Below are 24202 nucleotides of genomic sequence, written 5' to 3'. Positions count from 1 at the left end.
AATTTAAAATAAATTCTAACGATATCTTTGCCATAGCGTTATTCATTTGGCCATTCAAAAATACTTTTTATTTTCTGGAAAAAATTGCTACCTAATATGAAGAAGCTTGCTACGAACAATACATCGCCACTAAATAAAATCAATATAAGATTGACTTTACCTACCATTGGGAGCAAATCGAAAAGTAATATGATTTCTGTAACAAGAGTTGGGTAAATAAGGCTTGTTATTAACATTATTATTCCCAGAGTATATCTTTTCCTACCAGCTGGTTTACCAAAAGAGAATAAATTCCCAAAAATACTTCTAACTGCTTTTTTAATAGCATCAATAATTGTCTTACCTAACAGTACTACTGACAAAGTAAACATCACTTCTGCACTTACAAGAGCTACTGAAGCAACAGACAATGCCATTGCAGTTGATAACCCTAAAAAAGGCAATAGCCCAAATACAAAAATATATGGTAGCCAAGAAATTGAAAAGATAACTACCCCTAAATAATATTTCCAATCTTTTTTTACTTCATCCATAATATTTCCCTAATTCTCTTTACCTGCTGTAACTATTATATCAGTTCCAGTAATTATAGAAATCTTAATTGCTACCGCTAAAGCTTTAGTCATATTCTCTATAGACATACTAGGAGTATCCACCTTATCGACAGCCTGCTCTGTTGAATAAGGGACATGAATAAAGCCTCCATGCTTATTAGGATAATTTTTATTTAACTCATATAACAAAGCATACATTATATGATTACAAACATATGTTCCTGCTGTATTTGAGACTTCTGCTGGGACTCCTGAGTCATTAATATTCTGAGTTATTGCTTTGATTGGTAATTGTGAGAAATAAGCATTATCTCCATCAGCAAAAATTTTGATATCTATTGGCTTATTGCCATCATTATCTGCAATCCTAGCATCATCTATATTAATAGCTACTCTTTCTACTGAGATATCATAACGCCCACCAGCCTGACCGACACAAATTATTAAGTCAGGATCATATTCTTTGATATATTCTTTAAGCTTAGCAACAGATCCATCAAAGCTTACAGGCAACTCTTTCTTAATAATTTGAGCTCCATCGATATTATCAGGCAAAGCTTTTACTGCTTCAAAAGAAGGGTTTGTTGCTTCCCCTCCAAATGGTGCAAAACCAGTTATTAGAACTTTTTTAATACTATTTTCATTTGCAACAGCTGTAGAGAATGTAAGAAATGAAAAAACAAAGATAACTAGTGTTAATATTTTTTTCATATAATTTCCTACATCCCTTATTCGTAAAGACCTTTTATTTTGTCTTTAGATTTTTTTATTTTTTTATCTTTTTTATTTGCTTTTGTTAGCTGCTCTAAAAGTCCTTTATAATCACTAAATACTCGATTTGAATAAATAGCTTCATTTAGTTCTTTTAGCTTATCTTTCAAATCATCATTAAATCTAGCAACATCAAGTAATGAAAATATTTGGGACTTATATCTAGTTTCTGCCCAAGCTATTATCGCTTCTTTTAATGCAAAAATATCTTTTCTAGAACAAGCCTTTTTTACTTCAGATAATGTGCCTACTTTAGCTGAATCTTGCTCTTTTAAAGACTCATCATCTACTACTACTTTCCTTTTTTTAAGAACAAATACTAGTATTGCTAAAGTACCTAACCATAATATTATAAAAATATAAGCTGTATATCTCCACATATTATCTTGTGAAACTTGTTCTGATGCATTTTGTGCTATAGCACCAGCTTGCTGCAAAGGCATTATTGCTGGCACAAAACCTGGACCAACGTCAAATTTTTTAGCAGCTATTATAGTTGTCTCTGGCTTACTTGTTTTAATATTGTACCATTTAACATTAACTGGAGGGACTGTTGCACTTCCTTCTTTTGTTGGCATATATCCTATTTTATAAGTAGCTGTACCAACCATCTTTCCATTTTCCTCAACATCCTTAAATTGAGGCTTCTCGGCATATATATTAAACTCATATGTTGATTCAAAAGATAATTTTGGAATATCTGTACTTAATATATCTTCAGCGGTTATAGAAACAGTCCTTGTCACAAGCTGTCCAACTTTTAAATCTTTAGTAGCTGACCAATTATCTGATAATTTAACTGAAGTCGATGGTAACCAATCATCAATACTAACATTATGAGGGATAGGCTTAACATTTAGTACCATATTGTTTGTTGAAACAATTACTGGTTTATAGCCTATTTGCCCAAATCCATTTGCCACATTTAATTGTAGAACTATTGCTGGAATATGTATCTCACCTGTTTTATTAGGAATAATCACAAAGCTCTGTTCTATAACATCATACAATTTACCATTCATCTGTTTCTGGTATTTCGCATTATGCCCAGTCTCTCTGATATCGACTCCTTTTATCTCAAATGGTTTTAGTTGTAAGCTAGCTAGAGGAGTTGCAAAAAAGATTTTCAAAGTATAAACAATCGGTGAATTAACATATCCAATATTGGATGAAAGCTCTCCAGTTGCAAAAACTTGACTATATTTAGTTTCTTCAACGTTTGTTAAATTTTTAGAGACTTGTATAGTGATTGGGTTTGTACGCTCATTACCTATAGCTAAAGCTGGAATAATTACCCTTCCATCTCTATTTGGCATCAATGTTATATTCATAACATAGCTAGCAGTTTGTTTTCCATTTACAACAGTCACCTTACTACTTGTACTAGTATCATAAACTGTGAAGTTTTTATAAAGAGGTGACAAATCTGGCTGTTGGTTAAAGTCATCCAAATTAATACTTAAAACTACACTTTCGCCCTTGCCTATACTTTTTCTATCTACACTTGCTGATACTTGAGCAAAACTTATCTGTACTAATGAAAATACAAACACCAAACTAATGATAATAAATTTAGAAATTTTAGTTATCATTGCCCACTCCCAATTCTATTTTTATAATCTCTTAAGAATTTTTGTTTTAATAAGCCACCCGGATCATCATCTATTCTAGCCAATAAATTCTCAGCTTGCCTTTTATCTAACTGCTCCTGCCTTGCTTGAGCGGATTGTTGCTGTTGCTGCTGTTGTTGACTAGCAGGTGGTGGCGTCTGATTATCTTTATTATCTTTATTATCTTTATTATCTTTATTATCTTTATTATCTTTATTATCTTTATTATCTTTATTATCTTTATTATCTTTATTATCTTTATTGTCTTTATTGTCTTTATTGTCTTTATTGTCTTTATTGTCTTTATTGTCTTTATTGTCTTTGTTGTCTTTGTTGTCTTTGTTGTCTTTGTTGTCTTTGTTGTCTCCACCATTATTTTGGTTTTGATCTTTTTCTTTTTCCAACTCTTTCGCTATTTCCAAGTTATTTTTAGCATCTTCAAAATCAGGTCTTTTCTTTATTGCTTCTTTATAAGCCTCTATAGCTTCTGAATAATTTCCCATTTGTGTTAAAGCATTTCCTTGGTTATATAGTCCAACTGCAGAATCATCCTTTTTAAACTCATCATATGCCTGTTGATAATTTCCTGCTTTATAATTAGCAGCGCCCTTCCATTGATCATTCTTAAAGCTATTAGCTGCTTTTTTATATTCATCACTGTTAAAATAGCTCATTCCTTGCTGATCTCTTGTTTGCCACAAATCATTCCATGTATTCGCAAAAACCAAACCTGGAACAAAAACAAAAATACTAATAAATACTTTTCTTAACGACATACTTTCTCCAATATCCCTTTTCTAAAAAGGATTGCTAAAAGTACTATTAACACCCAAATAAACCAAACTCCTCTATCCAACCAAACTGAACTACTTCCAGCTTCACTATCAGATTTTTTTTCATTTGTAAGTTGTCCATTATCAACCAAAATTCTATCTATATCATCATTGCCTGGAGTTAATGTAACAAAAATACCCCCACCAACTTTAGCAAGTTTTTGTAATGCTGCTAAATCAACTCCAAAGTATTTAATATTGCCATTTTCATCCTTTATATATGCTCCCTCTGTGCTTTGAGCAACGCCACCTTTTGCCGTACCAATAGCAAAAGTTGTAACTTTGATTCCTTCATTTTCTAGGTTTTTAGCTTCTTTATACGCTTCATCTGTGGGTTTTGAATCCGTGATTAATATTATCTCACCTTCATTAAATCCAGCCTGTTTTATCAGCTCAGCCGACTTAGTCAAAGCCTTAGCTATATCATGACCCTGAACGGGTACTATATCTGTTTTTAATACTGGGACTAAATTAGATATTGTCTTCGCATCAGTAGTTAATGGAGATACAACGAAGGGCTCACTAGAAAAAACTATCATCCCAGTTTGACCTTCACGAATTTCCTTAAGCAAATCTAAAATTTTATATTTAGCCCTTTGTAAACGACTCGGAGAGACATCTGTTGTATCCATAGAGTCGGAAACATCTAATGCTATAACTCTAGGCATACTCTTTTCATAAACTGGAACATCTTGATATGTCCAAGCTGGACCTGCTAAGGCAAGTATTGCTAAAGCCCACATTAAAAGAAAAAATGAAGGAACTATAAATCTCTTTTTGCCTAATTTATTTCCAACTACAACATGCTCTAATAAATGCTTGTCGCAATGTTTTAACCATGTATTACTACTATGGTTATATCTTATAAGTAGAATAAAAATAAACACTCCTGGAATTACAGCTAAAAACCACCATGGGCGAATAAAGTGAATAAGAGTCATCAATATCCCCCCCTCCGATATAGCCATATTAAAGCAAAACCAAAACTTAGAATCAGTGCTGCTCCCATAGTCCATGGATAAAAATATGTGATAGGTCTGAAAACTGCTTTGTCTGAGCTTATTGGTTCTAGCTTATCTATATCATCATACACTTGCTGTAGGTCTTCACTATCTCTAGCTCTGAAATACTTACCACCTGTCATTTTAGCTATTCTTTCTAATGTCTTTGTATCTAGATCTTCTGATGTATTAACCATTTGTGAGCCATAAGGTGTATTAACCACCATATTCCCGCCGCCTAAAGCAATCGTATATATTTTTATCTTTTGTTGCTCAGCTATCTCTGCTGCTTGTATTGGATGAAGAACACCAGCATTATTCTCACCATCTGTTAGAAGAATTAAAGCTTTAGACTGGCTTGGATATTCCATAAGCTTTTTCACACCCAATCCAATAGCATCTCCAATAGCTGTCTGTGGTCCAGCTATTGCTATAGTTGCATCATTTAACATGTTCTGGACAGTTTTTGTATCAAAGGTTAATGGAGTCTGTAAGTAAGCTTTTGTTCCAAACAATATAAGCCCTACTCTATCCCCTTTTCTTTCCTCTATGAATTGATTAGCGACTCTCATTACTAAATCAAATCTAGATTCCATATCATTGCCTTTTTTCATATCTTTTATAGCCATACTTCCAGATAAATCTATAGCCATCATCAGATCTCTACCGCTCTGCTTCATTGTTATTGGTTTACCAAGCCATTGAAGACCTGATCCTGAAATAATCACCAAGATCCAAATTAAAGCTAATAAATATTTTAAGAAACTTGCCCTATGGAAAACCTGTGATCTACTATATGATAATTTACTTTTTAGCTGCTCAAAGAATGGAGTTTTTAAGGCAGCTTGTTTATCTGATTTTGCTTTTGGTACTATAAAATAAATTAACAGAGGCAAAGGCAATAATACAAAAATCCATGGGTATGCTACTTGTATCATATAACCGTCCTAAGCCATTTTTCTGCTACGGCCAGCAACTCTTCTTGCTCTTGTGTATTTAGCTCTCTTGGAGCATAGCTATTTAACAAAGCTTTTCCAGAACCTGTAGTAAAGTCTTTAGTTTTTAATCTTTTATCTAAATACTCAAGCCACTTATCTCCATGTAGCGCATGGGGTTTATCTTTAGGAAATTTATCCATAGCCATTCTCTTTAAGTAAACAGAAATAGCTAAAACAAACTCTTCCGGCTTCTGTGCAAAAACCTTGTCTCTGAAATCTTTAATTATTAAATCTTTTCGTCTCTTTGTGCTTTTTCTAATTTCTCTAAAAATGAAAATGCAAATAATTATAAAAACTATTAATCCTAATAGGACCCACCAGCCATAGGCTATTGGCCAAAAAGGAACTTCTTTTGGTAGATAAATATCTTTTAAATTATCTAAAAGATTAGCTTCTTGCATCATTCATCATCCCATAATTTATAGCTTTAACTAAATCATCATTTGTCGCTAAAGTTAAAAAGATCATCTTATGCTTTCTGGAAAAATCCTTTATATTACTTTGCCTATCGGTGAAAAGCGTTTTATAGCCTTCTCTAAGCTTTTTATTTGCTCCATCTATCTCTAACCTATGCTTCCCATCACTAAAAAAATAGGATCCTAGGTCTGGGAGCTGCTTTTCTATTGGATCATAGTTAAATATATTTACAACCTCATGGTTTCTAGTCAGAAGCTTTAGATAAAGCTGTGCCTCATTTGTAAAATTACTAAAATCACTAAGCACAATTATGATGCTATTCGACTTAACCTTACTATATAAGATCTTTAAAGCCTCTTCTAAGCCATTTGTGCTTTCAACCTGATAATGTTTTTTATCTTCTATCGTTTGGTTAAATATTCTAACCAAAGTGCTCTTATCTTGTTTAGCTGGAAAAAAATTATAACCTTTCTCATCAAAAACTATTCCGCCAACTTTTTCATTTTCTGAAATAGCTCCAAAACCAAGAAGTGCAAGAGCTTCAACTGCTTTAACACTTTTAAAACACTCTCTAGTGCCAAATCTCATTGAGAAACCTTGATCCAAAACAAAATATAAAGAACGCTCTCTTTCTTCTCTATAAACTTTTGTATAAGGTTTTCCCAATCTAGCTGTTAAAGACCAATGCATCAGCCGAATATCATCACCCGCTTGATAGTGACGAACCTCATCAAAATCCATGCCTCGACCCTTTGCTTTAGAAAGATTACCTCCAGCGTTTACAGCATTTGCTGTCTGATTTTTAAAAAAGGTAATACCCTTTGCTTGATAACGCAAATCTAAAAGCTTCTGAAGATCTGGCTTTACGCCCTTATAGCTTTTCATATCTAAAAATCAGTCTAAGGAATTGGCACCGCTTTTAATAAAGCATTTATTACATCGTCACTAGATACACCATCTACTTCAGCTTCAAAAGTAAGCAAAATTCTATGCCTTAACACTTCATGAATAACAGCATGAATATCATATGGTGATACATAATCTGCTCCACTTAACCATGCATGAGCTCTTGCTGCTCTGTCCAAGGCTATAGTTCCCCTTGGGCTTGATCCAAATGAAACCCACTTAGCTAAATTGCTATCATATTTCCCCGGATCTCTTGTTGCTAAAACTAATTGAATTATATAGTCCTCAACAGCTTGAGACATTTTCACTTTAAGTATCTGGTTTTGAGCATCAAATATTGTTTTTTGACGAATACTTAATTTATCAAACTTATGACCTAATGCTTCACCTCTGTTTATCGCCAAGATTTTTGCTTCTGTTTTAGGATCTGGGTAACCTATTTTGATAAACATCATAAATCTATCAAGTTGAGCTTCTGGCAATGGATAAGTCCCTTCTTGCTCAATAGGGTTTTGTGTAGCCATCACTAAAAATAGGTCTGACAATGGATAAGTCTTTTTACCAACAGTTATTTGCTTCTCGCCCATAGCTTCTAATAAGGCTGACTGAACTTTTGCTGGTGCCCTATTTATCTCATCTGCTAATAGTAGATTATGAAATAACGGCCCACTTTGAAATTCAAAAGACTGCTGCTGTGGCACATATATTTCTGTACCTGTTAAATCAGCAGGTAAAAGATCTGGTGTAAATTGAACCCTATGATAAGAGCAGTCTATACACCCAGAAAGTGTTTTTATAGCTGTCGTCTTTGCTAATCCTGGAGCTCCTTCTACAAGAAGATGTCCTCCAGCTAACAGTGCTATTAAAAGACGTTTATTTAAATTCTCTTGCCCTACAACCCTATTGTTTAAATATTCAAGCAATTGGCTAAATTCTTTATGCGCCGACATAAGTTCTCCTTTAAGTCGTCAAAATTATTTTTATACAGCTAAGCTATATCCTTTGATCAATAAGTATAGCAATTTACACTATAATATAACTACTATATACTTTTGAAAAGTATCTTTTAATTAATAAAATGAGTTCTTGGAATGCTATTTAAAAATAAGATTTTTTTTACTTTTATAATTTCTCTTATTATAACAATGCTTAGCGCATGCTCTAGCTTTAATCCAGGATATAGCTCTTTAAGTGGGTCATTTGAAGCTCAAATCGACAAAAATTTAACTGATGTTTATACTGCAACTAAAGAAGTTATAGAGTATAAAGGTTACACAATAACCTCTGATAAGAAAGAGGATACTAACGCAGAAATTTCTGGAGAAACGGAAAAAAATAAAACTTCTTTTAATATAAAACTAACATCTGCGACTATAGACTCATCTTATATAAAAATAAAATATGGTTCTCTAGGAGATAGGAATAGATCCGTTGCATTCCTTGATCAATTAAGAGACACATTGGGAGCAGATGAATAGAATAATGTTATACACGGAAACACTTAGAGTCCTATCAATACAATCTCATGTGGTTTTTGGATATGCTGGTAATAAAGCGGCTGTTTTCCCTATGCAAAAACTTGGTATAGAAGTTTCACCAGTTTATACTGTCCAACTTTCAAATCATACAGAATACCCTTGTTATAAAGGTTCTTTTTTTAGCTCTGAAGATATTCAAGAAGTTATAAGTGGCTTAGAAGAGAATAATTTTTTAACGAAGCATGATGCTATTCTTTCTGGCTACATAGGAAACCCTAATTTAGCTGAAGTCATTGCAAATACCGTAAAGAAAATGAAATCAGCAAATGATAATACTATTTACTGTTGCGACCCTGTTTTTGGCGATTTTTATGACTATCAAGAAAAGGGAGAGATTTTTGCAACTGAAGCTCATCCTAAAATGTTTTTAGAACATCTTCTACCTTTAGCAGATATTGTTACGCCCAATCTATTTGAACTATCAATTCTTACAGAACAAAATATTAATAATTATGAACAATTAAAAAATGCTTGTGCGATTCTTGTAGAAAAAAATAATAAACCAAATCAAATAGTCGTAACAACCAGCACTTCTTTCGACAAATCTAAAACAGGTATCGCCGTATTTCATAAAGATGATTTTTTTTATATGGAAACACCTAAGTATAAGGTCCAGAGTAAAGTTAGTGGCTCAGGAGATATCACCGCTGCAATGTTTTTAAGTTATATATTAAAAGGTTTTGACACAAAAACATCTATTGAAAAAATAATTACCGCCTTAGATGGTATTTTTAAAACAACCTCAAAACTAAATACAGAAGAATTAGCTCTAATACAGGCTCAAGACTACATTAAATGATATGCAAAGATACAGTAAAATAACGAATGTTCATAAATACAAAAGGGAAATAGTCTTACTGAAAAGTCGCCCTTGTGCTTATGGTAAGTGTACTTTTTGTGACTATATTTTAGATAACTCAAAAAACATAGATGAAATAAACTCTATAAATTTAGAAGTTCTAAAAAATGTGAGTGGTGAATTTGGCATTTTAGAAGTCATCAACTCTGGAAATATATTTGAACTTCCACATACAACAAAAGCAGAAATAAAAAGAATAATAAAAGAAAAGAATATAAAACTTCTTTTTGTCGAAGCTCACTGGATGTATAAGGATCACCTACATAAAATCAAAGATCTTTTTGAAACTGAAATATTTATAAAAACCGGTTTAGAAAGTTTTGACTATAATTTTAGAGAGAACCTTCTAAGGAAAGGTTTTTATTATGATTCTATAGAACAGTTAAGCAAACTTTATAATTCAGTATGTTTATTAGTTGGTGTTAAAGGACAAACTAAAGAAATCATAAAGAAAGATATTGAAATAGCTAAAAAGTACTTCTCACATACAACTCTTAATTTATATGTTGATAACACCACTCCTATAAAAGCCGATCCTGAGCTTAGAAGCTGGTTTATGAATGAATATAAATATCTAGAAAATGATCCTCAGTTTGAAATACTTTACAATATTGAAGATTTTGGGGTTGGTTCTATTTCTGATTAGTTTTTATTAAAAAATCTAAAGCCCCTGTAACTGCAGCAACTTGAGCTAAAATACATTCTTCATCAGTAGCTCTTGGACTATCAGGATAAACCTCTGTTGTTGTGCTAAATTTAGCATCACTAAAACCAATGCAAAGTCCTAGTTTTTTCGTATCGTAGTTTATAACACCTTCTTGCTCTATTAACTTGCCTATAATCTTTCCGTCAGCATCTGGAGGGGCAATATGAGTTACCTTTCTTACCGAATCGATTATTGCTTTTTGAAATTCAGGCTCTGGCCTTTCTGTATCTCCAACCAAATAAAATCCATCTGGGACTCCATCAGCTGCATAATCAACACCATCTCTAGCGGCTAGTGCTGGTCTAAATTCACTCTCATCCGTATCTGTAGTCTCATGTAGATCTATGTGAGCTAAAAACTTAATCCCTAGCGAACTAATATAATCAATAACAAAACTTGACTCTTTTGCAGGACTATCTTTATAAAAAGATCGATTAGGATCTATAGCCAAAGGATTCCAACGATTTATAGTTTCATATCCCCATGGACTAATGCTTGGCAAAACTAATATATTAAATTTATCACTATATTTTTGCGCTTTATCTTTAAGAAACCTTAGAGCGCCATGAACTCCACTTGTTTCATAACCATGAACACCTCCTGTAACCAAAATGTTTGGCTTAGAACTATCCCAATCAATAGATTTCACTGCATAAAGCTTATATTTAGATAAATATTCTAACTCGCCATACTCTTCTATATTAAAATAAGCTCTAAGCTCTTCTATCTTTGAAACAACCTCTTCTTTATAAGAACGTTTTACTTTTTGTTGGACAAACCACTCTTTCTTTTCTTTCTTTCCCCATTTTACTCCAGGAGTTCCAATTGCATAATAATTTTGAGTATCTAACATAATTGCTAATCTCTTAATCTAATACTTATAAAACTATTATAATATTTTTATTTATCTAACACTTATATTTGACCAGCTAAATTTTCTAATATATATTCAATCGCTAAGTTATTATTATTTAGCAAAGCATGGAAAAATATCGCTTACTAATTGAGACTAATGATGAGAAAGGTCTTGTTTACAAAGTTTCAAAAACTATTTTTAAACACAATCTAAATGTTGAAAGAAACTCAGAATATGTTGATAAAGAAGAAAATAAATTTTTTATGAGAACTGTAGTGACTGGTAATTTTATTCCAGAAAAACTATTAGCCGATGTAAAAAGAGAATTACCAGAAGATGCTGAGATTAAATTAACTAATGATGACAATAAAGATATTGTAATCCTTGCAACAAAAGAAATGCATTGCCTGGGCGATCTCTTAATAAGACATACTGAAGGAAAGCTTAAAGCAAATATTAAAGCTGTTATTTCAAATCATAATAGTCTAAAAGAATTTGTAGAGAAATTTGATATCCCTTTTGAGTATATTTCTCATGAGAATATATCCAGAGAAGAGCATGAAACAAAAATTAGCCAAGCTATAAATAAATATAACCATGAATTAATAGTTTTAGCCAAATATATGAGAATTCTATCTCCGAACTTTGTGAAACTTTTTGAAGGCAAACTATTAAATATTCACCACTCATTCCTACCTGCCTTCATTGGCGCCAACCCATATAAACAAGCTTATGATAGAGGTGTTAAGATAATTGGTGCAACTAGTCACTTCGTCACAAATGACTTAGATGAAGGACCAATCATTGCTCAAGATGTGATAAGAGTAGATCATACATATTCTTGGCAAGCCATGCGAGATGCTGGTCAAAACGTTGAAAAAATAGTACTTTCAACCGCTTTAGATTTAGTATTAAAAGATCGTGTTTTTATCTATAATAACAAGACTGTAATTCTTTAAAATCTAAAGCTTATACTACACCATTTTAGTATAGTATAAGCTAGTATTTTCAAGGCTTTCAGCGCTTTAGGAATATTTATTTTTTCCTGTTTTATATATACAAAACTATCCCTTTGGTATAAAATGTAAATGTGTATTCCTATACACAAAACTTTCAATAAAATTTATACAATTTTAAAGTTTGATCGTTATAAACGTTTTTAATTAAAACAGGGGGAAATCATATGTTACCCACACTCTTGTCTGTTGATCTTGCTAGATGGCAATTTGGTTTAACGGCATCTTTTCACTTCTTATTTGTTCCTCTAACTCTTGGTTTGACATGGATTGTGTTTGCTATGGAGATTATGTATGTTAGAACAGGCAAGCAAGTATATAAAGATATGGTAAAATTCTGGGGTAAGTTACTCGGAATAAATTTTGCATTAGGTATTATTACCGGCTTAACTATGGAATTCGAGTTTGGTACTAACTGGTCTTATTATTCACAATCAGTTGGTGACATTTTCGGTACTCCACTTGCTATTGAAGGTTTAGCAGCATTTATGCTTGAATCTACTTTTGCTGGCTTGTTCTTCTTTGGTTGGGACAAACTTAGTAAGAAACAACATTTAGCTTCAACTTTTTGTTTAGCTATAGGTTCTAGCTTCTCGGCACTATTAATCCTTGTAGCAAATGGATATATGCAACATCCTGTAGGTTCAGAATTTGTTGCTTCTACAATGAGAATGGAGACTGTTAGCTTAGTTGATCTATTTTTAAATCATACAGCTCAAACAAACTTTGCTCACGTGGTTACTGCTGGTTATTCTACAGCTTCTATTTTTGTAGTTGGAATTAGTGCTTTTTACTTAATCAGAAATCGTGATGTAGATTTCGCTAAAAGATCTATTTCTATAGGTCTTGGATTTGGAGTAATCGCCACTTCTGTTGTAATGTACTTTGGTGATGCTAATGGTATAGACGCTTTTGAAGTTCAGCCTCTTAAAATGGCTGCCATTGAAGCTGAATGGGAAACACAAAAAGCTCCAGCAGCTTTTAATGCTGTTGCGTTCCCTAGCCAAGACAGTCAAAAAAACTATGTTGAGATTGAAATTCCAGCTGTCCTAGGTCTTATTGCAACGCACTCTACTGATATAGAAATACCAGGTGTAAAATCTATACTATATGGAAGAATGCAAGCTAATGGTGACAGAAATCCTAACGTTGCATACTATACAACTAAAACAGGACAGACTGCTCATGCATCTCCTGAATATATAGCAGCACACCCTGATCAGTTCGTAGCGGTACCTTCTGCTGTTGTGATGATTCAAAAGGGAGCTCTTGCATATTCTGATCTATTAAAATGGAGAGAGTCTGGTCATAAAGGTGATGAACCAACAGGTTCTAATTATAGCTACTACACAAATCCTGACTATAGACAGTACATGGGCTTTGGTAAGATGCTTGTACAGCCAGCTAATAAGAAATATGCTGACTCTACTATGCCTATGTCAGAAAGAATATCAAAAGCGGCTTTGGATCAAAATCTAGTTAAGGAAGTTGCTACAAATATGGTTCCTGATGTATTTAGTATCTTTTGGTCATTTAGATTCATGGTTGGTATAGGTATCTACATGTTTGCACTAATGGTTTTAGGACTAATTCTTTTAGCTAGAAATGCTTTAACTGAGAGTAGATTTGGCATATATGTTCTAAGAGCTATGGAATGGTCTATTCCTTTACCATTTATCGCTTGTTTACTTGGATGGTTTATTACTGAGCATGGTCGTCAACCGTGGACTGTATATAATCAGCTTCCTACAGACTTAAGTTCATCAGCGTTAACGTCAGTCGATGTTGCTACATCTATGGCTATATTCTTACTTATAGATACTGCTCTATTTGCTGTGTTAATATTCCTTATGTTCAAATATGCAAAACTAGGACCTAGTAGCTTAGGTACAGGCAAGTATCATTTTGAACAAAAAAAAGAAAATAAAGAGGAGAGATAGGTTATGTTATTCAGTACATTACAAGTTGTCTCTTGGTTAGTAGTTGGCGTATTAATATTCTTAGTTGCCGCTACAGTTGGCTCTGATTTCGGAGTTGGTATATTATCAAAATTTGTTGGAAAAACAGATTCAGAAAAAAGAGCTGTCATAAACGTAGCAGCGCCTACTTGGGATGGTAGCCAAGTTTGGTTCATCACAGCTGGTGGTGCCATATTTGCTATTTGGCCACAAGTCTATGCTACTAGTTTCTCTGGGTTATATATAGCTATCTTAGTTGTATTATGGGGCCTATTTTTAAGACCTCCTGCTTTTGAATATCGTAAAAAAGTGGATAATCAAAAATGGAGAAACTTCTGGGATTGGATGCTTTTATTAGGTAGCGTTATTCCTATGGTTGTAATGGGAGTTGCTGTAGGAAACCTTTACCTTGGCTTTCCAATCGCATATGACGATACTGCTCGCTTAATTTATGGTGATATAGTTAATGGGCATTATCAATCTATGTGGGTTACTTTATTTAGCCTATTAACGCCTTTTGCATTATTATTCGGTGTATTTGCTTTAAATATGGCTTTAATGCATGGATCTACTTATTGCAAACTTAGAACTGCTGGAGTTTTAAGAGATAGATTTAGAGCTATTACCAACGTTACAACTATCATTTATATAGTATTATTTATGGTTGCTGCTATTTGGTTAATATTTATACCTGGATATCAATATACTCCAAATGCTGATTTAGTTCACCAATCTGATGCTCTATATCAACCTTTTAGCTCAGCTGTTATTACTAGAGATCATTCTTGGTATTATAACTTCTGCCAAGCGCATATTTGGATGTGGTTTGCACCTATAATGGCTGTTGTTGGAGCTTTATTTATTATTATATTTAATAAGAAAGATAAAGATTGGGCAGCATTTTTGGCTAGCTTAGTTTCTATACTTGGTTCTATTTTAACAGTTGGATTCGCATTATTCCCATTTGTCATGGCATCAAACTCTGGTGACTATCAATATAGCTTAACTATTTGGAATGCAAGCAGTAGCCAAGCTTCTCTGATAAATATTCTTGTTGTAGCTGCTATTTTACTTCCTATCATTTTCTCTTACACCTTTTTTGTATATAAGAAAATATGGGCAAATGGATGTAGAATATCAGCTGAAGAAGTTGAACAACATTCTCATGATATGTATTAATATAAGGAGATTAAATATATGTTTTATTTAGCTTGGATAAGTGCTGCGTTTTTAGCAGTTGGTGTTGGTTGCTTTGTAGCAAGTCGAATTGATAAAAAAGAAGACTCAAATAAATAAAATTAAAAATCTAAGAAAAATTTATAGATAAAATTAGATAACTTTATTGGCATCTACAAGAACAACTAAATATGTAAGGGCTAATTATAATCTAGAGATAAGTTTATTGAAAATACTGACCAATCTAGTTTATACTGATCGAGTGGCTAATTTTATCAGGTAATAAAATTTTTAAAAATCATCTTAACCTACACAAGATGTTAGACAGGCTTTTAAATTCAAAAATAATACTGACTTATGCAAACTCACTTAAAAAGATTAGAAAATGAATCAATACAAATATTTAGAGAAGTAGTTGCACAATTTGAAAACCCTGTGATGTTATATTCTATTGGCAAGGATTCTTCAGTATTGCTTCATTTGGCACGTAAGGCTTTTTACCCAAGTAAAATTCCATTTCCGCTTTTACATGTTGATACTACATGGAAATTTCATGAAATGATTGAATTTAGGGATAGGATGGCAAAAGAGTATGGTTTTGAATTATTGACTCATATAAATTTTGAAGGGGTTAATCAAAGTGTTGGACCATTTACACATGGCAGTACTAAACATACGGACATTATGAAAACTCAGGCATTAAAGCAGGCTTTAAATAAATATAAATTTGATGCTGCTTTTGGTGGTGCTCGTAGAGATGAAGAAAAGTCCAGGGCTAAAGAGAGGGTCTTTTCATTTAGAGATAAAAATCATCGTTGGGATCCAAAAAATCAAAGACCTGAGTTATGGAATAATTATAATGGGCAGATTGATAAAGGAGAAAGTATAAGAGTATTTCCTCTTTCAAACTGGACAGAGCTTGATATTTGGCAATATATTTATATTGAAAATATTCAGATTCCAAGACTTTATTTTGCAAAAGAAAGACCTGTTGTTGATTATGATGGCACCTTAATAATGGTTGATGATGAAAGAGCACCTAAAGAACTTAGAGATAACGCTGAAAATAAGATGGTTAGATTTAGAACTTTAGGCTGCTATCCACTAACAGGAGCAGTAGAATCTGAAGCGGATACATTACCTGCTATAATTCAAGAAATACTATTAACTAAAACCTCTGAGAGACAAGGTAGAGCTATAGATAAAGATAGTTCTGGATCTATGGAAAAGAAAAAAATAGAGGGATATTTTTAATGAGTCATATATCACCTCTAATAGAAAAAAATATTTTAGCATATTTAAAACAGCATGAACAAAAAGAGCTTTTAAGGTTTATTACTTGTGGAAGTGTGGATGATGGCAAAAGCACACTTATTGGAAGGCTTTTGCATGATAGTAAAATGATTTTTGAGGATCAGTTATCAACCATACAAGAAGACAGTAAAAAAGTTGGCTCTCAAGGTGGAGAAATTGATTTAGCTTTGCTTGTTGATGGTTTACAGTCAGAAAGAGAGCAAGGAATTACTATAGATGTTGCATATAGGTACTTTTCTACAGATAAAAGAAAATTTATCATTGCTGATACTCCAGGTCATGAGCAATATACTAGGAATATGGCTACAGGTGCATCTAATTGTGATTTAGCTATAATTCTTATTGATGCAAGAAAAGGTGTGCAAACGCAAACACGCAGACATAGTTTTATATGCTCATTATTAGGTATTAAGCATGTAATAGTTGCCGTTAATAAAATGGACACTGTTAATTACTCTCAACAAATTTATAAATCCATACAAAGTGATTATCTAAAACTTGCAGGAAGCCTTGAGATACCTGATATTAGATTTGTACCAATATCAGCGTTAAAAGGAGATAATGTTGTTACTAAAAGTGATAATATGCCCTGGTTTAGAGGCTCATCTTTGATGCACTATTTAGAAATTACTAAAATAGATACAGCCGTTAATAACGAGTTTCGTTTTCCTGTTCAGCTAGTATCAAGACCTAACTCTGATTTTAGAGGATATCAAGGAACTATTGCCTCAGGCAATATAGAAGTTGGGGATACAATCAGGGTTCTACCGAGCGGTAAAATTACAAAAATAAAGTCTATAATCACTTTTAATGGTGAATTAAAAATTGCTGAATCCGGTCAAGCAATAACCTTAACAACCATCGATGAAATTGATATTAGTCGAGGAGATATGATAGTTCATAAAGATGCTATATCTCATACTTCATCACGTTTAAAAGCACATTTAGTATGGATGTCTGAACAGCCAATGGAGGCACATAAGCAATATTATATAAAATTTTTGACTAAGCAAGTTTCTGGATCTGTCAACAAATTTAATTTTAAAACAGATATGAATACTCTAAATGAAGTAGAATGTGGAAAATTAGAATTAAATGAGATTGGGATGGTAGAGTTAGAACTTTCAGAGCCTGTTTGCTTTGATGACTATTATAAAAACAGATTAACTGGCGGATTTATAGTTATAGATAAGCTAACTAACGTAACCATAGGTGCAGGAATGGTTCGTAATGCATTAACTGAAAAGGTCCTACCAGAAGCCCCTATAGAATATTCAGAATTTGAACTAGAATTAAATTCTCTTATAAGAAAATACTTTCCACATTGGGGAGTTAAAGACTTAAAAAGTTGATCCTAAAACTGAATGAACTAGCTTTGACTAATTAAGCTATTAGTTTTAAACTCTATATTTATTTGATCTAATTGTAATCTCTTTAAATAGTTACATAGGAGTCAAAAGCGTCAAAATGAATAATGATATTGTTTGGCATAATGCTAGCGTTTTAAGTCAAGAGAGAAACTCGCAAAAAAAACATAAGTCAATAGTACTTTGGTATACTGGGCTTAGTGGTTCTGGAAAATCTACTATTGCTAATGCAGTTGATAGAATTTTATATGAAAAAGGTTATCATACATATATTTTAGATGGGGATAATATTCGTCATGGTCTTAGTAAAGATTTAGACTTTAGCCATGAAGGTAGAAAAGAAAATATCCGACGAGTTTCAGAAGTGGCAAAACTTTTTGTAGATGCTGGAATTATTGTAAGTGCTGTTTTGATCTCTCCTTTTATTTCTGATAGAACTCAAGCAAGACAGTTGCTTGGAGATAACTTTATTGAAGTTTTTATTGATACAAATTTGCTAGAATGTGAAAAAAGAGACTCTAAAGGCTTATATAAAAAAGTAAGAAATGGTGATATAGCTAATTTCACATGTATTTCATCTCCCTATGAAAAACCTAAAAACCCAGAAATTCATATATCTACAAAAAATAGAACTATTGAAGAATGTGCAAAGAAAATTACTTATTATCTTTTGGCTAACGGAAAAATTTAACAATTCTTATTTAATAGATTTAGCCTAATCTATTATCTATATGACTTAACTAAAGAGAATAAACTAAAAGATAATAAATGACTCGAGGATAATAGTGACATAATGAGCTAAGCCAGATATTTCTACTTTCTTAGTTTACCTATCTTATAAAAAAGATAAACCATATAACTTTTAAAATAATCCTTTTTATTTGGATATACTAAAAGATGATATAGAAACTTTTTTGAAATAATTTTTAGATTATAGTCCTTAAGATGGCTCTTAGATTTATAAATTATACTTTTGATATGATTTACTCTATACTTACAAGCTATTTTCTGAAAAAAACTTATATTCCCATCAATCTGCAAAATATCACTCTCAAAGTTAAATAACTCTTTTAACAAAAAGTTTAAATCGGTCAAAGACCTATATTCTCGCTGCTCACCAAGTAAAATATTTTGGAAAACTTTTTTATCAATATTTACTACTTTAACAAAATCTATTATATCTATCATCCACTTAAGTCTATGCCATCCAGATCTATACCCATGTATAACAAGATAAGCTAAACAGTATTCTTTTTGTAAAAAATTATAGTTTCTAAACCCATATTCATACTCTTCTATTTGTTCTTTTAAATTTCCTACTATTAAAATCTTCCAATGTAGTTCTAACAATATATTACTATCTTTATGGATATATAAAATATCCTTTATACTATTTTTACTAAAAGGATATTTTTTAATAAAATTTAATGTGTACTCTCCCTCTTTACTTAAAGAAAAACCAAGGTCTATTAAATGCTTATGAGCCTCATACAAATCTTCAATTTGAATAAGTATGTCAATATCTCCACAAACTCTTTTTCTAGCAGAACCATATATCAGCTTATCTAGAAGGGCTCCTTTTAATACTACATTATTTATTTTAGTTTCATTAAATCTCTGTACTATCTCTGAAAGAAATTTTTCCATAATTAGCTGTTTTTTAGTAATCTGAAAGCACCTTTGATATAGTTTCTTAAGATTAAACTCTGGAAGATCTATTCTCTTTAAAATTGGAAATATTATTAACTCAAGCTTATGTTCAACTATGAACTGAAAAAGTCTCTTGACATCAATGTATTTAATATTTTCCATATTAAATGGATCTATATAATTAGGCTGATCTCTGTGTATATGAATTCTTATTAAATATAAAAAATACTGAAAAGTAATATCTGAAGTACAACTATTAGATGAAGCCATATTTAACCATTACATCTTTATGATTTTTTATTATTTGATCTATTTGCTGTTGTGACAACTTTCTTAAATAGTCTGATGCCTTGCCATTCCTAAAAAAACTTTTTGCATTAGGTGCTTTTTCCCTAAAGCCTTTTTCTTTTTCTTGTTTCTTTAAATTGTTAAAACTACTAAACTCAACTGCTTTTTTTATCCTTTGCTCATCATTAGGAAGGCCAAAAAAGTTTATAGCTTTAGTAAACTCTTTAACTGGATCTAAAACCATATCCTCATATCTCAAAAAAATTTTATCTAAAGGAGCATTTTCCCAACTTTTTACATGCTCACTCCAAGTTAAAAGCTTTTGGCGTAACTGATTAGGCATAGTCTTTTCTGTGCCACAAAGTGTATGATTTCCATCAGCCAAATACTTAATACTCTTATCTATATCTTCATGTCCATTATGATGTGCATACGAGATAGCAACGTCTAAAGGGTTTCTAATTAAGTAAACAGCTGCTTGATTAGATGGATTTCCAAGTAAAGGACCATCGCTAATATAAGTATAAGCATCATGAACTTTATGAAACTGCATATACTCAAGCTCTTTCCAATGCTCATACATAGCTGGTCTCATATTATCTACCTCATCAAGATAAAGATCTGCTGAATCGATACCGTAAAATTTATCAAAACAAACTCTAGCACTGGCAATAGGAGTTTTTTCTAAATTATCAATCGATGCAGGTTCATCAGAATTATTAATATAATTAGTCAAAAAGATCCTAAACCAAGTGTTTCCTGATTTAGGATAAGACGCGAGCCAAACTGTATTATATTTTAGATCTTTCATGCACTATTTACAATAAACTAATCTTCTTTCATCTTAAAATATCATTTCATTTTTGTATACTGTTTTTCTATTTAGAGTTTAATTAAAATCAGCTAAAATTTATCATCAGTTTATAATAAAAACTTAACATGTATAATTACAAAATATATGGATTGAATATAAAATCTAATATAAAAATAGATTTTTTAACTCAAACTAGAAACATAAAACATATAGATATAGTAATAGAAAACTCTATTGACTCATCTTCATTTATTATCGAAAAAGAGATTAATAAATGTGTATCTCATAACAAAGAAAATAATATTCTACTAGATATACCTAATATTGCTAGATATGAAATCACTGATGAAAAAATTATTATCTTCCCTTATTATGGGATTGACAACCAAACTATCATAAATTTCTTAATCAGTTCTGCATTACCCTATTTTTTAACTAAAAAAGGTAAAATTCTACTAAAAGGATGTGGCTTTACTAAGGATGAAAAAACAGCCGATTTAATATTGGGGTACTCAGGAGTTGGAAAGTCGACTATTTTAGCCGCTCTTTGTAAAAAAGAATATGAAATATTAGCAGACCAATTTTGTGTTTTATCACTTGAAAATAATAAAGTTTATATAGAACCTGCATTCCCTAAAATAAAGCTATGGCTACAAGCAACTAGACTGTTAAAAATAAATATCCATGAGCTTAAGAAAGTACGGCCAAACTTAAAAAGATACTATTGGAAAGCCCCTTTTTATAAAAATAAATTAGAAATAAAAAACATTTTCAAAATTAATGAACAAAATCTTGAAGATAAAAACTCAATAGAAAAAATTATTGGAGTAAAAAAAATTAACTTACTACAAAATTTTATTTTTGGTAGTGAGCTTAATGAATTATATAAGAAAAACAAAGTAAATACTGCCAAAATAATTTTTCCTTTAGCTTCTCAAACTAACTTTTTCAAAATTCTAAATATCCGTGGAAAAACCACTATAAAAGACTTAGTAAAACTAATAGAAAGCAAAGAAAATGAAGAAAAATAAATTAACAAATATTAGCTATTTTGGCATTTATCTTAAAGATTTAATTAGACATTCTCCTAGCAAATTCTTTCTAGGATGTTTTTTAACAATCATAAATACATTCTGTGCTGGTATAGGACTATTATTGCTTATACCACTATTACACTTCTTTGGCTGGGACGAAAATAATAATAACTTGCAAAATAACTTCTGGATATTTTCTAACCTTTCGAAAGAAACCTCTATTCTTATTATTTTAATATTATTTTTACTTTTAGTTATATTAGCAGCTACCATAGATTATATAAACACAACTGTTACAAACTCTTTTAGAAAATCTTACCTATATAATATAAAAAAAGATTTCAACTATAAAATAGCTCATGCAAGTTGGTCATACTTAATTAAGCATAGAATAAAAAATATTGAACACATGTTTTCAGCCGGCTTGTCTCAGATATCAACTTTAACAATGTTTAGCTTTCAAATAATATCTGCTTTTTTAATAGCTTCTCTGTATATTATTTTTGCTTTAGTAATATCTCCTCTACTAACATCAATAACTATATTTTTGTCTTTAGTTATTTTTGCTATAACTTATAAATTTAACCCCATAATGAATGGTCAAAAAAACTTTGCTATTCATACTAAAATGCATTCTGCTTTTAGTTCTTTTCTAGATGGAATAAAACTAGCAAAAAGCTATAATACTGTAGATGATTATTTATCTCACTTTGACACTTTAAATAAACAAAGTGAAGCAGTACAAATGGAGTTTATTCAATCACAAAAGATAATCTCTTTATTTGTTAAAGTATCATCTGCGTTTATTATCGCCATATTTTTTTATATAGCTCTCGTAATATTAAAAACTCAACTAATATTGATGATTGCTCTACTATTAGTTTTCTCTAGGCTACTACCTAGTTTGACAAACATACAGCAAAACTACTTCCGAATTCTAAACATAGTCCCTATATTTATTCAAACACGAGATATAATTAAAGATCTTGAGAAAAACAAAGAACTTCAAAACAAAAACATTCAAATAGCTTTAGAAAAAGAAATTAAATTTAAAAATATATCTTTTTCCTATTCAGAAAAGAAAGTCTTAAATGATTTAAGCTGTAACCTTTTAGTAAATCAAACAACTGCTATAGTTGGGCACTCTGGTGCTGGTAAAAGCACTTTCGCAGATATACTACTTGGGATTCTTACTCCCGATAATGGGCAAATTGAAATAGACAATATTAAACTAGAAAAAGATGCTATGTATAGCTGGAGAAAATTTATCAGCTATGTACCCCAGGAAACATATCTTTTTAATGAAAGCATAAAAGAGAATTTATTATGGGCAGCACCTAATGCTAGTGACTTAGATATTTATGATGCTCTTAAATTAGCTGCTCTATACGATTTTGTTTTAGAGCTCCCTGAAGGAATAAATACCCTGATAGGAGATAGAGGAGTATACTTATCTGGAGGACAAAAACAGAGACTAGCTATAGCAAGAGCTCTTCTTAGAAAACCAAAAATACTACTATTAGATGAAGCAACTAGTGCTCTTGATATGCAAAATGAAGAACTAATTTATGAAACCTTAAGAGAGCTTAAAGGACAAATGACTATCATAATTATTACACACAGAGTTTCAACACTACGCGCCACAGACCAAATACTCGTTATGAATAAAGGAAATATTGTAGAACAAGGCAATTATCAAGAACTATGCAATAATTTAGACTCTAGATTTAATAAAATCTTTGCTTTAAATTTAAACTAAAACTATAAGGAAAATTATGACAAGCTTACAAGCTGTAGACAAAATACATAAGAACAATGATATCTTTAGCTCAGAGATTGATGGTGAAGCTATAATGATGAATATTGAGAACAATGCTTACTATAGCATGGGGGAGATTGGTAATAGAGTATGGCAATTATTAGGCAACTCTACCACTATCAATGATATCTGTGAGCAGCTTATTAAAGAATATGATGTATCTATAGAGCAATGTCAAAAAGATATAACACCTTTCTTAAACCAGCTTTTAGAAAAAAATTTAATTATAAAAGAATGATTATAAGCAAGCTTCAATCGGCATTCAAAATGCCTCTTAGAAAAAAAGTTTGGTTTATCCTCTTATATCCAGTTAGTGGTTTAGGAAGATTTGCTTCTTTAAATCTAAACTTAAAAAAAGTTTTTTGGTACCTAGGTCATACTTATGAAAATAAGCAATTATCTCTAATCGCAACAGACGAACAAGTTTCTCTTGCCTATAGAATTAGTAAAACAGCTACTTTAGTTTCTAGGCATGTCCCTTGGGAATCTAAATGCCTTATTGAAGCAATTATGGTAAAGACTCTATTAAAGTATTATAAAATCCCATATGTGATACATATTGGTGTTAAAAAAACTGACGATGAAAATAAACCATTACTTGCTCATGCATGGTTAAAAGTAAAAGATAATGTCGTTATAGGTGGAGATGGGCAAGGATGTAAGAGCTATGGTATAACTTGCACAATTACATCTATAAACTTAAATAAGGTTTAATTA

26 protein-coding genes are annotated in these 24202 nt (G+C 31.5%); 14 read left to right on the top strand and 12 right to left on the bottom strand.

The window, feature by feature from the left end; all coding sequences use genetic code 11:
* Positions 1-38 precede the first annotated feature (38 nt).
* From KX01_RS02510 to KX01_RS02470, 9 genes are read right to left on the bottom strand one after another with little or no spacing between them, the layout of a single operon-like run.
* Positions 39-533, bottom strand: coding sequence for a transporter suffix domain-containing protein (locus KX01_RS02510; RefSeq protein WP_071663491.1), 495 nt, complete (start codon positions 531-533; stop codon positions 39-41).
* A 9-nt stretch (positions 534-542) separates the two neighbouring features.
* Complete coding sequence (gene pcp / locus KX01_RS02505; protein ID WP_083578888.1) at positions 543-1265, bottom strand: pyroglutamyl-peptidase I; 723 nt, start codon at positions 1263-1265, stop codon at positions 543-545.
* Between the two features lie 17 nt (positions 1266-1282).
* Positions 1283-2917 (bottom strand): BatD family protein, encoded by a 1635-nt coding sequence (locus tag KX01_RS02500; RefSeq protein WP_071663490.1) that lies wholly within the window; start codon positions 2915-2917, stop codon positions 1283-1285.
* A complete protein-coding gene (locus KX01_RS02495; protein ID WP_071663489.1) occupies positions 2914-3711 on the bottom strand; it encodes a tetratricopeptide repeat protein in 798 nt (265 codons plus the stop codon). Before KX01_RS02495 ends, KX01_RS02500 begins: the two co-directional genes overlap by 4 nt.
* On the bottom strand, positions 3702-4709 hold the full coding sequence (locus KX01_RS02490) for a vWA domain-containing protein (RefSeq protein WP_071663488.1): 1008 nt from the start codon (positions 4707-4709) through the stop codon (positions 3702-3704). The genes KX01_RS02495 and KX01_RS02490 overlap by 10 nt, the downstream gene beginning before the upstream one ends.
* Positions 4709-5707, bottom strand: coding sequence for a vWA domain-containing protein (locus KX01_RS02485; RefSeq protein WP_071663487.1), 999 nt, complete (start codon positions 5705-5707; stop codon positions 4709-4711). Before KX01_RS02485 ends, KX01_RS02490 begins: the two co-directional genes overlap by 1 nt.
* Complete coding sequence (locus KX01_RS02480; RefSeq protein WP_071664730.1) at positions 5704-6168, bottom strand: DUF4381 domain-containing protein; 465 nt, start codon at positions 6166-6168, stop codon at positions 5704-5706. Before KX01_RS02480 ends, KX01_RS02485 begins: the two co-directional genes overlap by 4 nt.
* Complete coding sequence (locus KX01_RS02475; RefSeq protein ID WP_071663486.1) at positions 6155-7069, bottom strand: DUF58 domain-containing protein; 915 nt, start codon at positions 7067-7069, stop codon at positions 6155-6157. Before KX01_RS02475 ends, KX01_RS02480 begins: the two co-directional genes overlap by 14 nt.
* Before the next feature lie 14 nt (positions 7070-7083).
* Positions 7084-8040, bottom strand: coding sequence for an AAA family ATPase (locus KX01_RS02470; protein WP_071663485.1), 957 nt, complete (start codon positions 8038-8040; stop codon positions 7084-7086).
* Between the two features lie 141 nt (positions 8041-8181).
* Between KX01_RS02470 and KX01_RS02465 the strand changes: the two genes are divergently transcribed.
* From KX01_RS02465 to KX01_RS02455, 3 genes are read left to right on the top strand one after another with little or no spacing between them, the layout of a single operon-like run.
* The gene (locus KX01_RS02465) at positions 8182-8568 is read left to right on the top strand and encodes a DUF3568 family protein (protein ID WP_071663484.1); all 387 of its coding nucleotides are present in this window, start codon (positions 8182-8184) and stop codon (positions 8566-8568) included.
* 4 nt (positions 8569-8572) lie between these two features.
* A complete protein-coding gene (gene pdxY, locus KX01_RS02460; protein WP_071664729.1) occupies positions 8573-9427 on the top strand; it encodes a pyridoxal kinase in 855 nt (284 codons plus the stop codon).
* A 1-nt stretch (position 9428) separates the two neighbouring features.
* A complete protein-coding gene (locus KX01_RS02455; protein ID WP_071663483.1) occupies positions 9429-10133 on the top strand; it encodes a radical SAM protein in 705 nt (234 codons plus the stop codon).
* Here the strand turns inward: KX01_RS02455 and KX01_RS02450 are convergent.
* Positions 10120-11046, bottom strand: a complete 927-nt coding sequence (locus tag KX01_RS02450) for a M14 family metallopeptidase (RefSeq protein ID WP_071663482.1) — start codon at positions 11044-11046, stop codon at positions 10120-10122. The two genes, KX01_RS02455 and KX01_RS02450, sit on opposite strands and share 14 nt — an antisense overlap.
* Before the next feature lie 128 nt (positions 11047-11174).
* Here KX01_RS02450 and purU point away from each other — a divergent pair, with 128 nt between their 5' ends.
* The 7 genes from purU to cysC all read left to right on the top strand — a co-directional run bounded on the left by purU (position 11175) and on the right by cysC (position 18571).
* Positions 11175-12008 carry a formyltetrahydrofolate deformylase gene (gene purU, locus KX01_RS02445; RefSeq protein ID WP_071663481.1) on the top strand — a complete coding sequence of 278 codons (834 nt, stop codon included), beginning with the start codon at positions 11175-11177 and terminating at the stop codon, positions 12006-12008.
* 224 nt (positions 12009-12232) lie between these two features.
* A complete protein-coding gene (locus tag KX01_RS02440) occupies positions 12233-14005 on the top strand; it encodes a cytochrome ubiquinol oxidase subunit I (protein ID WP_071663480.1) in 1773 nt (590 codons plus the stop codon).
* Between the two features lie 3 nt (positions 14006-14008).
* Positions 14009-15202, top strand: a complete 1194-nt coding sequence (gene cydB / locus KX01_RS02435; RefSeq protein WP_071663479.1) for a cytochrome d ubiquinol oxidase subunit II — start codon at positions 14009-14011, stop codon at positions 15200-15202.
* Positions 15203-15220: 18 nt separating this feature from the next.
* Positions 15221-15319, top strand: coding sequence for a cytochrome bd oxidase small subunit, CydX/CbdX family (locus KX01_RS02430; protein WP_071663478.1), 99 nt, complete (start codon positions 15221-15223; stop codon positions 15317-15319).
* Between the two features lie 237 nt (positions 15320-15556).
* The gene (gene cysD / locus KX01_RS02425) at positions 15557-16453 is read left to right on the top strand and encodes a sulfate adenylyltransferase subunit CysD (protein ID WP_071663477.1); all 897 of its coding nucleotides are present in this window, start codon (positions 15557-15559) and stop codon (positions 16451-16453) included.
* Entirely contained in the window at positions 16453-17865 is a 1413-nt protein-coding gene (gene cysN, locus KX01_RS02420) for a sulfate adenylyltransferase subunit CysN (protein ID WP_071663476.1), read from the top strand. Before cysD ends, cysN begins: the two co-directional genes overlap by 1 nt.
* Positions 17866-17980: 115 nt before the next feature.
* Positions 17981-18571, top strand: coding sequence for an adenylyl-sulfate kinase (gene cysC, locus KX01_RS02415; RefSeq protein WP_071663475.1), 591 nt, complete (start codon positions 17981-17983; stop codon positions 18569-18571).
* Between the two features lie 122 nt (positions 18572-18693).
* Here cysC and KX01_RS02410 read toward each other — a convergent pair whose 3' ends face one another.
* Positions 18694-19800 (bottom strand): nucleotidyltransferase family protein, encoded by a 1107-nt coding sequence (locus tag KX01_RS02410; RefSeq protein ID WP_071663474.1) that lies wholly within the window; start codon positions 19798-19800, stop codon positions 18694-18696.
* Positions 19787-20629 (bottom strand): sulfotransferase domain-containing protein, encoded by an 843-nt coding sequence (locus KX01_RS02405; RefSeq protein WP_071663473.1) that lies wholly within the window; start codon positions 20627-20629, stop codon positions 19787-19789. Before KX01_RS02405 ends, KX01_RS02410 begins: the two co-directional genes overlap by 14 nt.
* Before the next feature lie 128 nt (positions 20630-20757).
* On the opposite strand from KX01_RS02405, the gene KX01_RS02400 reads away from it, so the two are divergent.
* Genes KX01_RS02400 through KX01_RS02385 form a run of 4 tightly spaced genes read left to right on the top strand, consistent with a single transcriptional unit; the run spans position 20758 to position 24199 of the window.
* Positions 20758-21663: a serine/threonine protein kinase gene (locus KX01_RS02400; protein WP_071663472.1), complete on the top strand. Its 906-nt coding sequence runs from the start codon at positions 20758-20760 to the stop codon at positions 21661-21663.
* Positions 21650-23425, top strand: a complete 1776-nt coding sequence (locus KX01_RS02395) for an ABC transporter ATP-binding protein (protein ID WP_083578886.1) — start codon at positions 21650-21652, stop codon at positions 23423-23425. Before KX01_RS02400 ends, KX01_RS02395 begins: the two co-directional genes overlap by 14 nt.
* Before the next feature lie 16 nt (positions 23426-23441).
* A complete protein-coding gene (locus KX01_RS02390; protein WP_071663471.1) occupies positions 23442-23723 on the top strand; it encodes a lasso peptide biosynthesis PqqD family chaperone in 282 nt (93 codons plus the stop codon).
* Entirely contained in the window at positions 23720-24199 is a 480-nt protein-coding gene (locus KX01_RS02385) for a lasso peptide biosynthesis B2 protein (RefSeq protein WP_071663470.1), read from the top strand. The genes KX01_RS02390 and KX01_RS02385 overlap by 4 nt, the downstream gene beginning before the upstream one ends.
* The last annotated feature ends 3 nt before the right edge of the window (positions 24200-24202 follow it).

Source organism: Francisella frigiditurris (assembly GCF_001880225.1).
In the GTDB taxonomy this organism is placed as follows: Bacteria; Pseudomonadota; Gammaproteobacteria; order Francisellales; family Francisellaceae; genus Francisella; species Francisella frigiditurris.
This window is presented reverse-complemented; position numbering and strand designations above follow the sequence as displayed.

Bases quoted from the DNA above. Each gene is read 5' to 3' on its own strand.
- KX01_RS02510 (WP_071663491.1), bottom strand. From the start codon at position 533: ATGGATGAAGTAAAAAAAGATTGGAAATATTATTTAGGGGTAGTTATC.
- pcp (WP_083578888.1), bottom strand. From the start codon at position 1,265: ATGAAAAAAATATTAACACTAGTTATCTTTGTTTTTTCATTTCTTACA.
- KX01_RS02500 (WP_071663490.1), bottom strand. From the start codon at position 2,917: ATGATAACTAAAATTTCTAAATTTATTATCATTAGTTTGGTGTTTGTA.
- KX01_RS02495 (WP_071663489.1), bottom strand. From the start codon at position 3,711: ATGTCGTTAAGAAAAGTATTTATTAGTATTTTTGTTTTTGTTCCAGGT.
- KX01_RS02490 (WP_071663488.1), bottom strand. From the start codon at position 4,709: ATGACTCTTATTCACTTTATTCGCCCATGGTGGTTTTTAGCTGTAATT.
- KX01_RS02485 (WP_071663487.1), bottom strand. From the start codon at position 5,707: ATGATACAAGTAGCATACCCATGGATTTTTGTATTATTGCCTTTGCCT.
- KX01_RS02480 (WP_071664730.1), bottom strand. From the start codon at position 6,168: ATGCAAGAAGCTAATCTTTTAGATAATTTAAAAGATATTTATCTACCA.
- KX01_RS02475 (WP_071663486.1), bottom strand. From the start codon at position 7,069: ATGAAAAGCTATAAGGGCGTAAAGCCAGATCTTCAGAAGCTTTTAGAT.
- KX01_RS02470 (WP_071663485.1), bottom strand. From the start codon at position 8,040: ATGTCGGCGCATAAAGAATTTAGCCAATTGCTTGAATATTTAAACAAT.
- KX01_RS02465 (WP_071663484.1), top strand. From the start codon at position 8,182: ATGCTATTTAAAAATAAGATTTTTTTTACTTTTATAATTTCTCTTATT.
- pdxY (WP_071664729.1), top strand. From the start codon at position 8,573: ATGTTATACACGGAAACACTTAGAGTCCTATCAATACAATCTCATGTG.
- KX01_RS02455 (WP_071663483.1), top strand. From the start codon at position 9,429: ATGCAAAGATACAGTAAAATAACGAATGTTCATAAATACAAAAGGGAA.
- KX01_RS02450 (WP_071663482.1), bottom strand. From the start codon at position 11,046: ATGTTAGATACTCAAAATTATTATGCAATTGGAACTCCTGGAGTAAAA.
- purU (WP_071663481.1), top strand. From the start codon at position 11,175: ATGGAAAAATATCGCTTACTAATTGAGACTAATGATGAGAAAGGTCTT.
- KX01_RS02440 (WP_071663480.1), top strand. From the start codon at position 12,233: ATGTTACCCACACTCTTGTCTGTTGATCTTGCTAGATGGCAATTTGGT.
- cydB (WP_071663479.1), top strand. From the start codon at position 14,009: ATGTTATTCAGTACATTACAAGTTGTCTCTTGGTTAGTAGTTGGCGTA.
- KX01_RS02430 (WP_071663478.1), top strand. From the start codon at position 15,221: ATGTTTTATTTAGCTTGGATAAGTGCTGCGTTTTTAGCAGTTGGTGTT.
- cysD (WP_071663477.1), top strand. From the start codon at position 15,557: ATGCAAACTCACTTAAAAAGATTAGAAAATGAATCAATACAAATATTT.
- cysN (WP_071663476.1), top strand. From the start codon at position 16,453: ATGAGTCATATATCACCTCTAATAGAAAAAAATATTTTAGCATATTTA.
- cysC (WP_071663475.1), top strand. From the start codon at position 17,981: ATGAATAATGATATTGTTTGGCATAATGCTAGCGTTTTAAGTCAAGAG.
- KX01_RS02410 (WP_071663474.1), bottom strand. From the start codon at position 19,800: ATGGCTTCATCTAATAGTTGTACTTCAGATATTACTTTTCAGTATTTT.
- KX01_RS02405 (WP_071663473.1), bottom strand. From the start codon at position 20,629: ATGAAAGATCTAAAATATAATACAGTTTGGCTCGCGTCTTATCCTAAA.
- KX01_RS02400 (WP_071663472.1), top strand. From the start codon at position 20,758: ATGTATAATTACAAAATATATGGATTGAATATAAAATCTAATATAAAA.
- KX01_RS02395 (WP_083578886.1), top strand. From the start codon at position 21,650: ATGAAGAAAAATAAATTAACAAATATTAGCTATTTTGGCATTTATCTT.
- KX01_RS02390 (WP_071663471.1), top strand. From the start codon at position 23,442: ATGACAAGCTTACAAGCTGTAGACAAAATACATAAGAACAATGATATC.
- KX01_RS02385 (WP_071663470.1), top strand. From the start codon at position 23,720: ATGATTATAAGCAAGCTTCAATCGGCATTCAAAATGCCTCTTAGAAAA.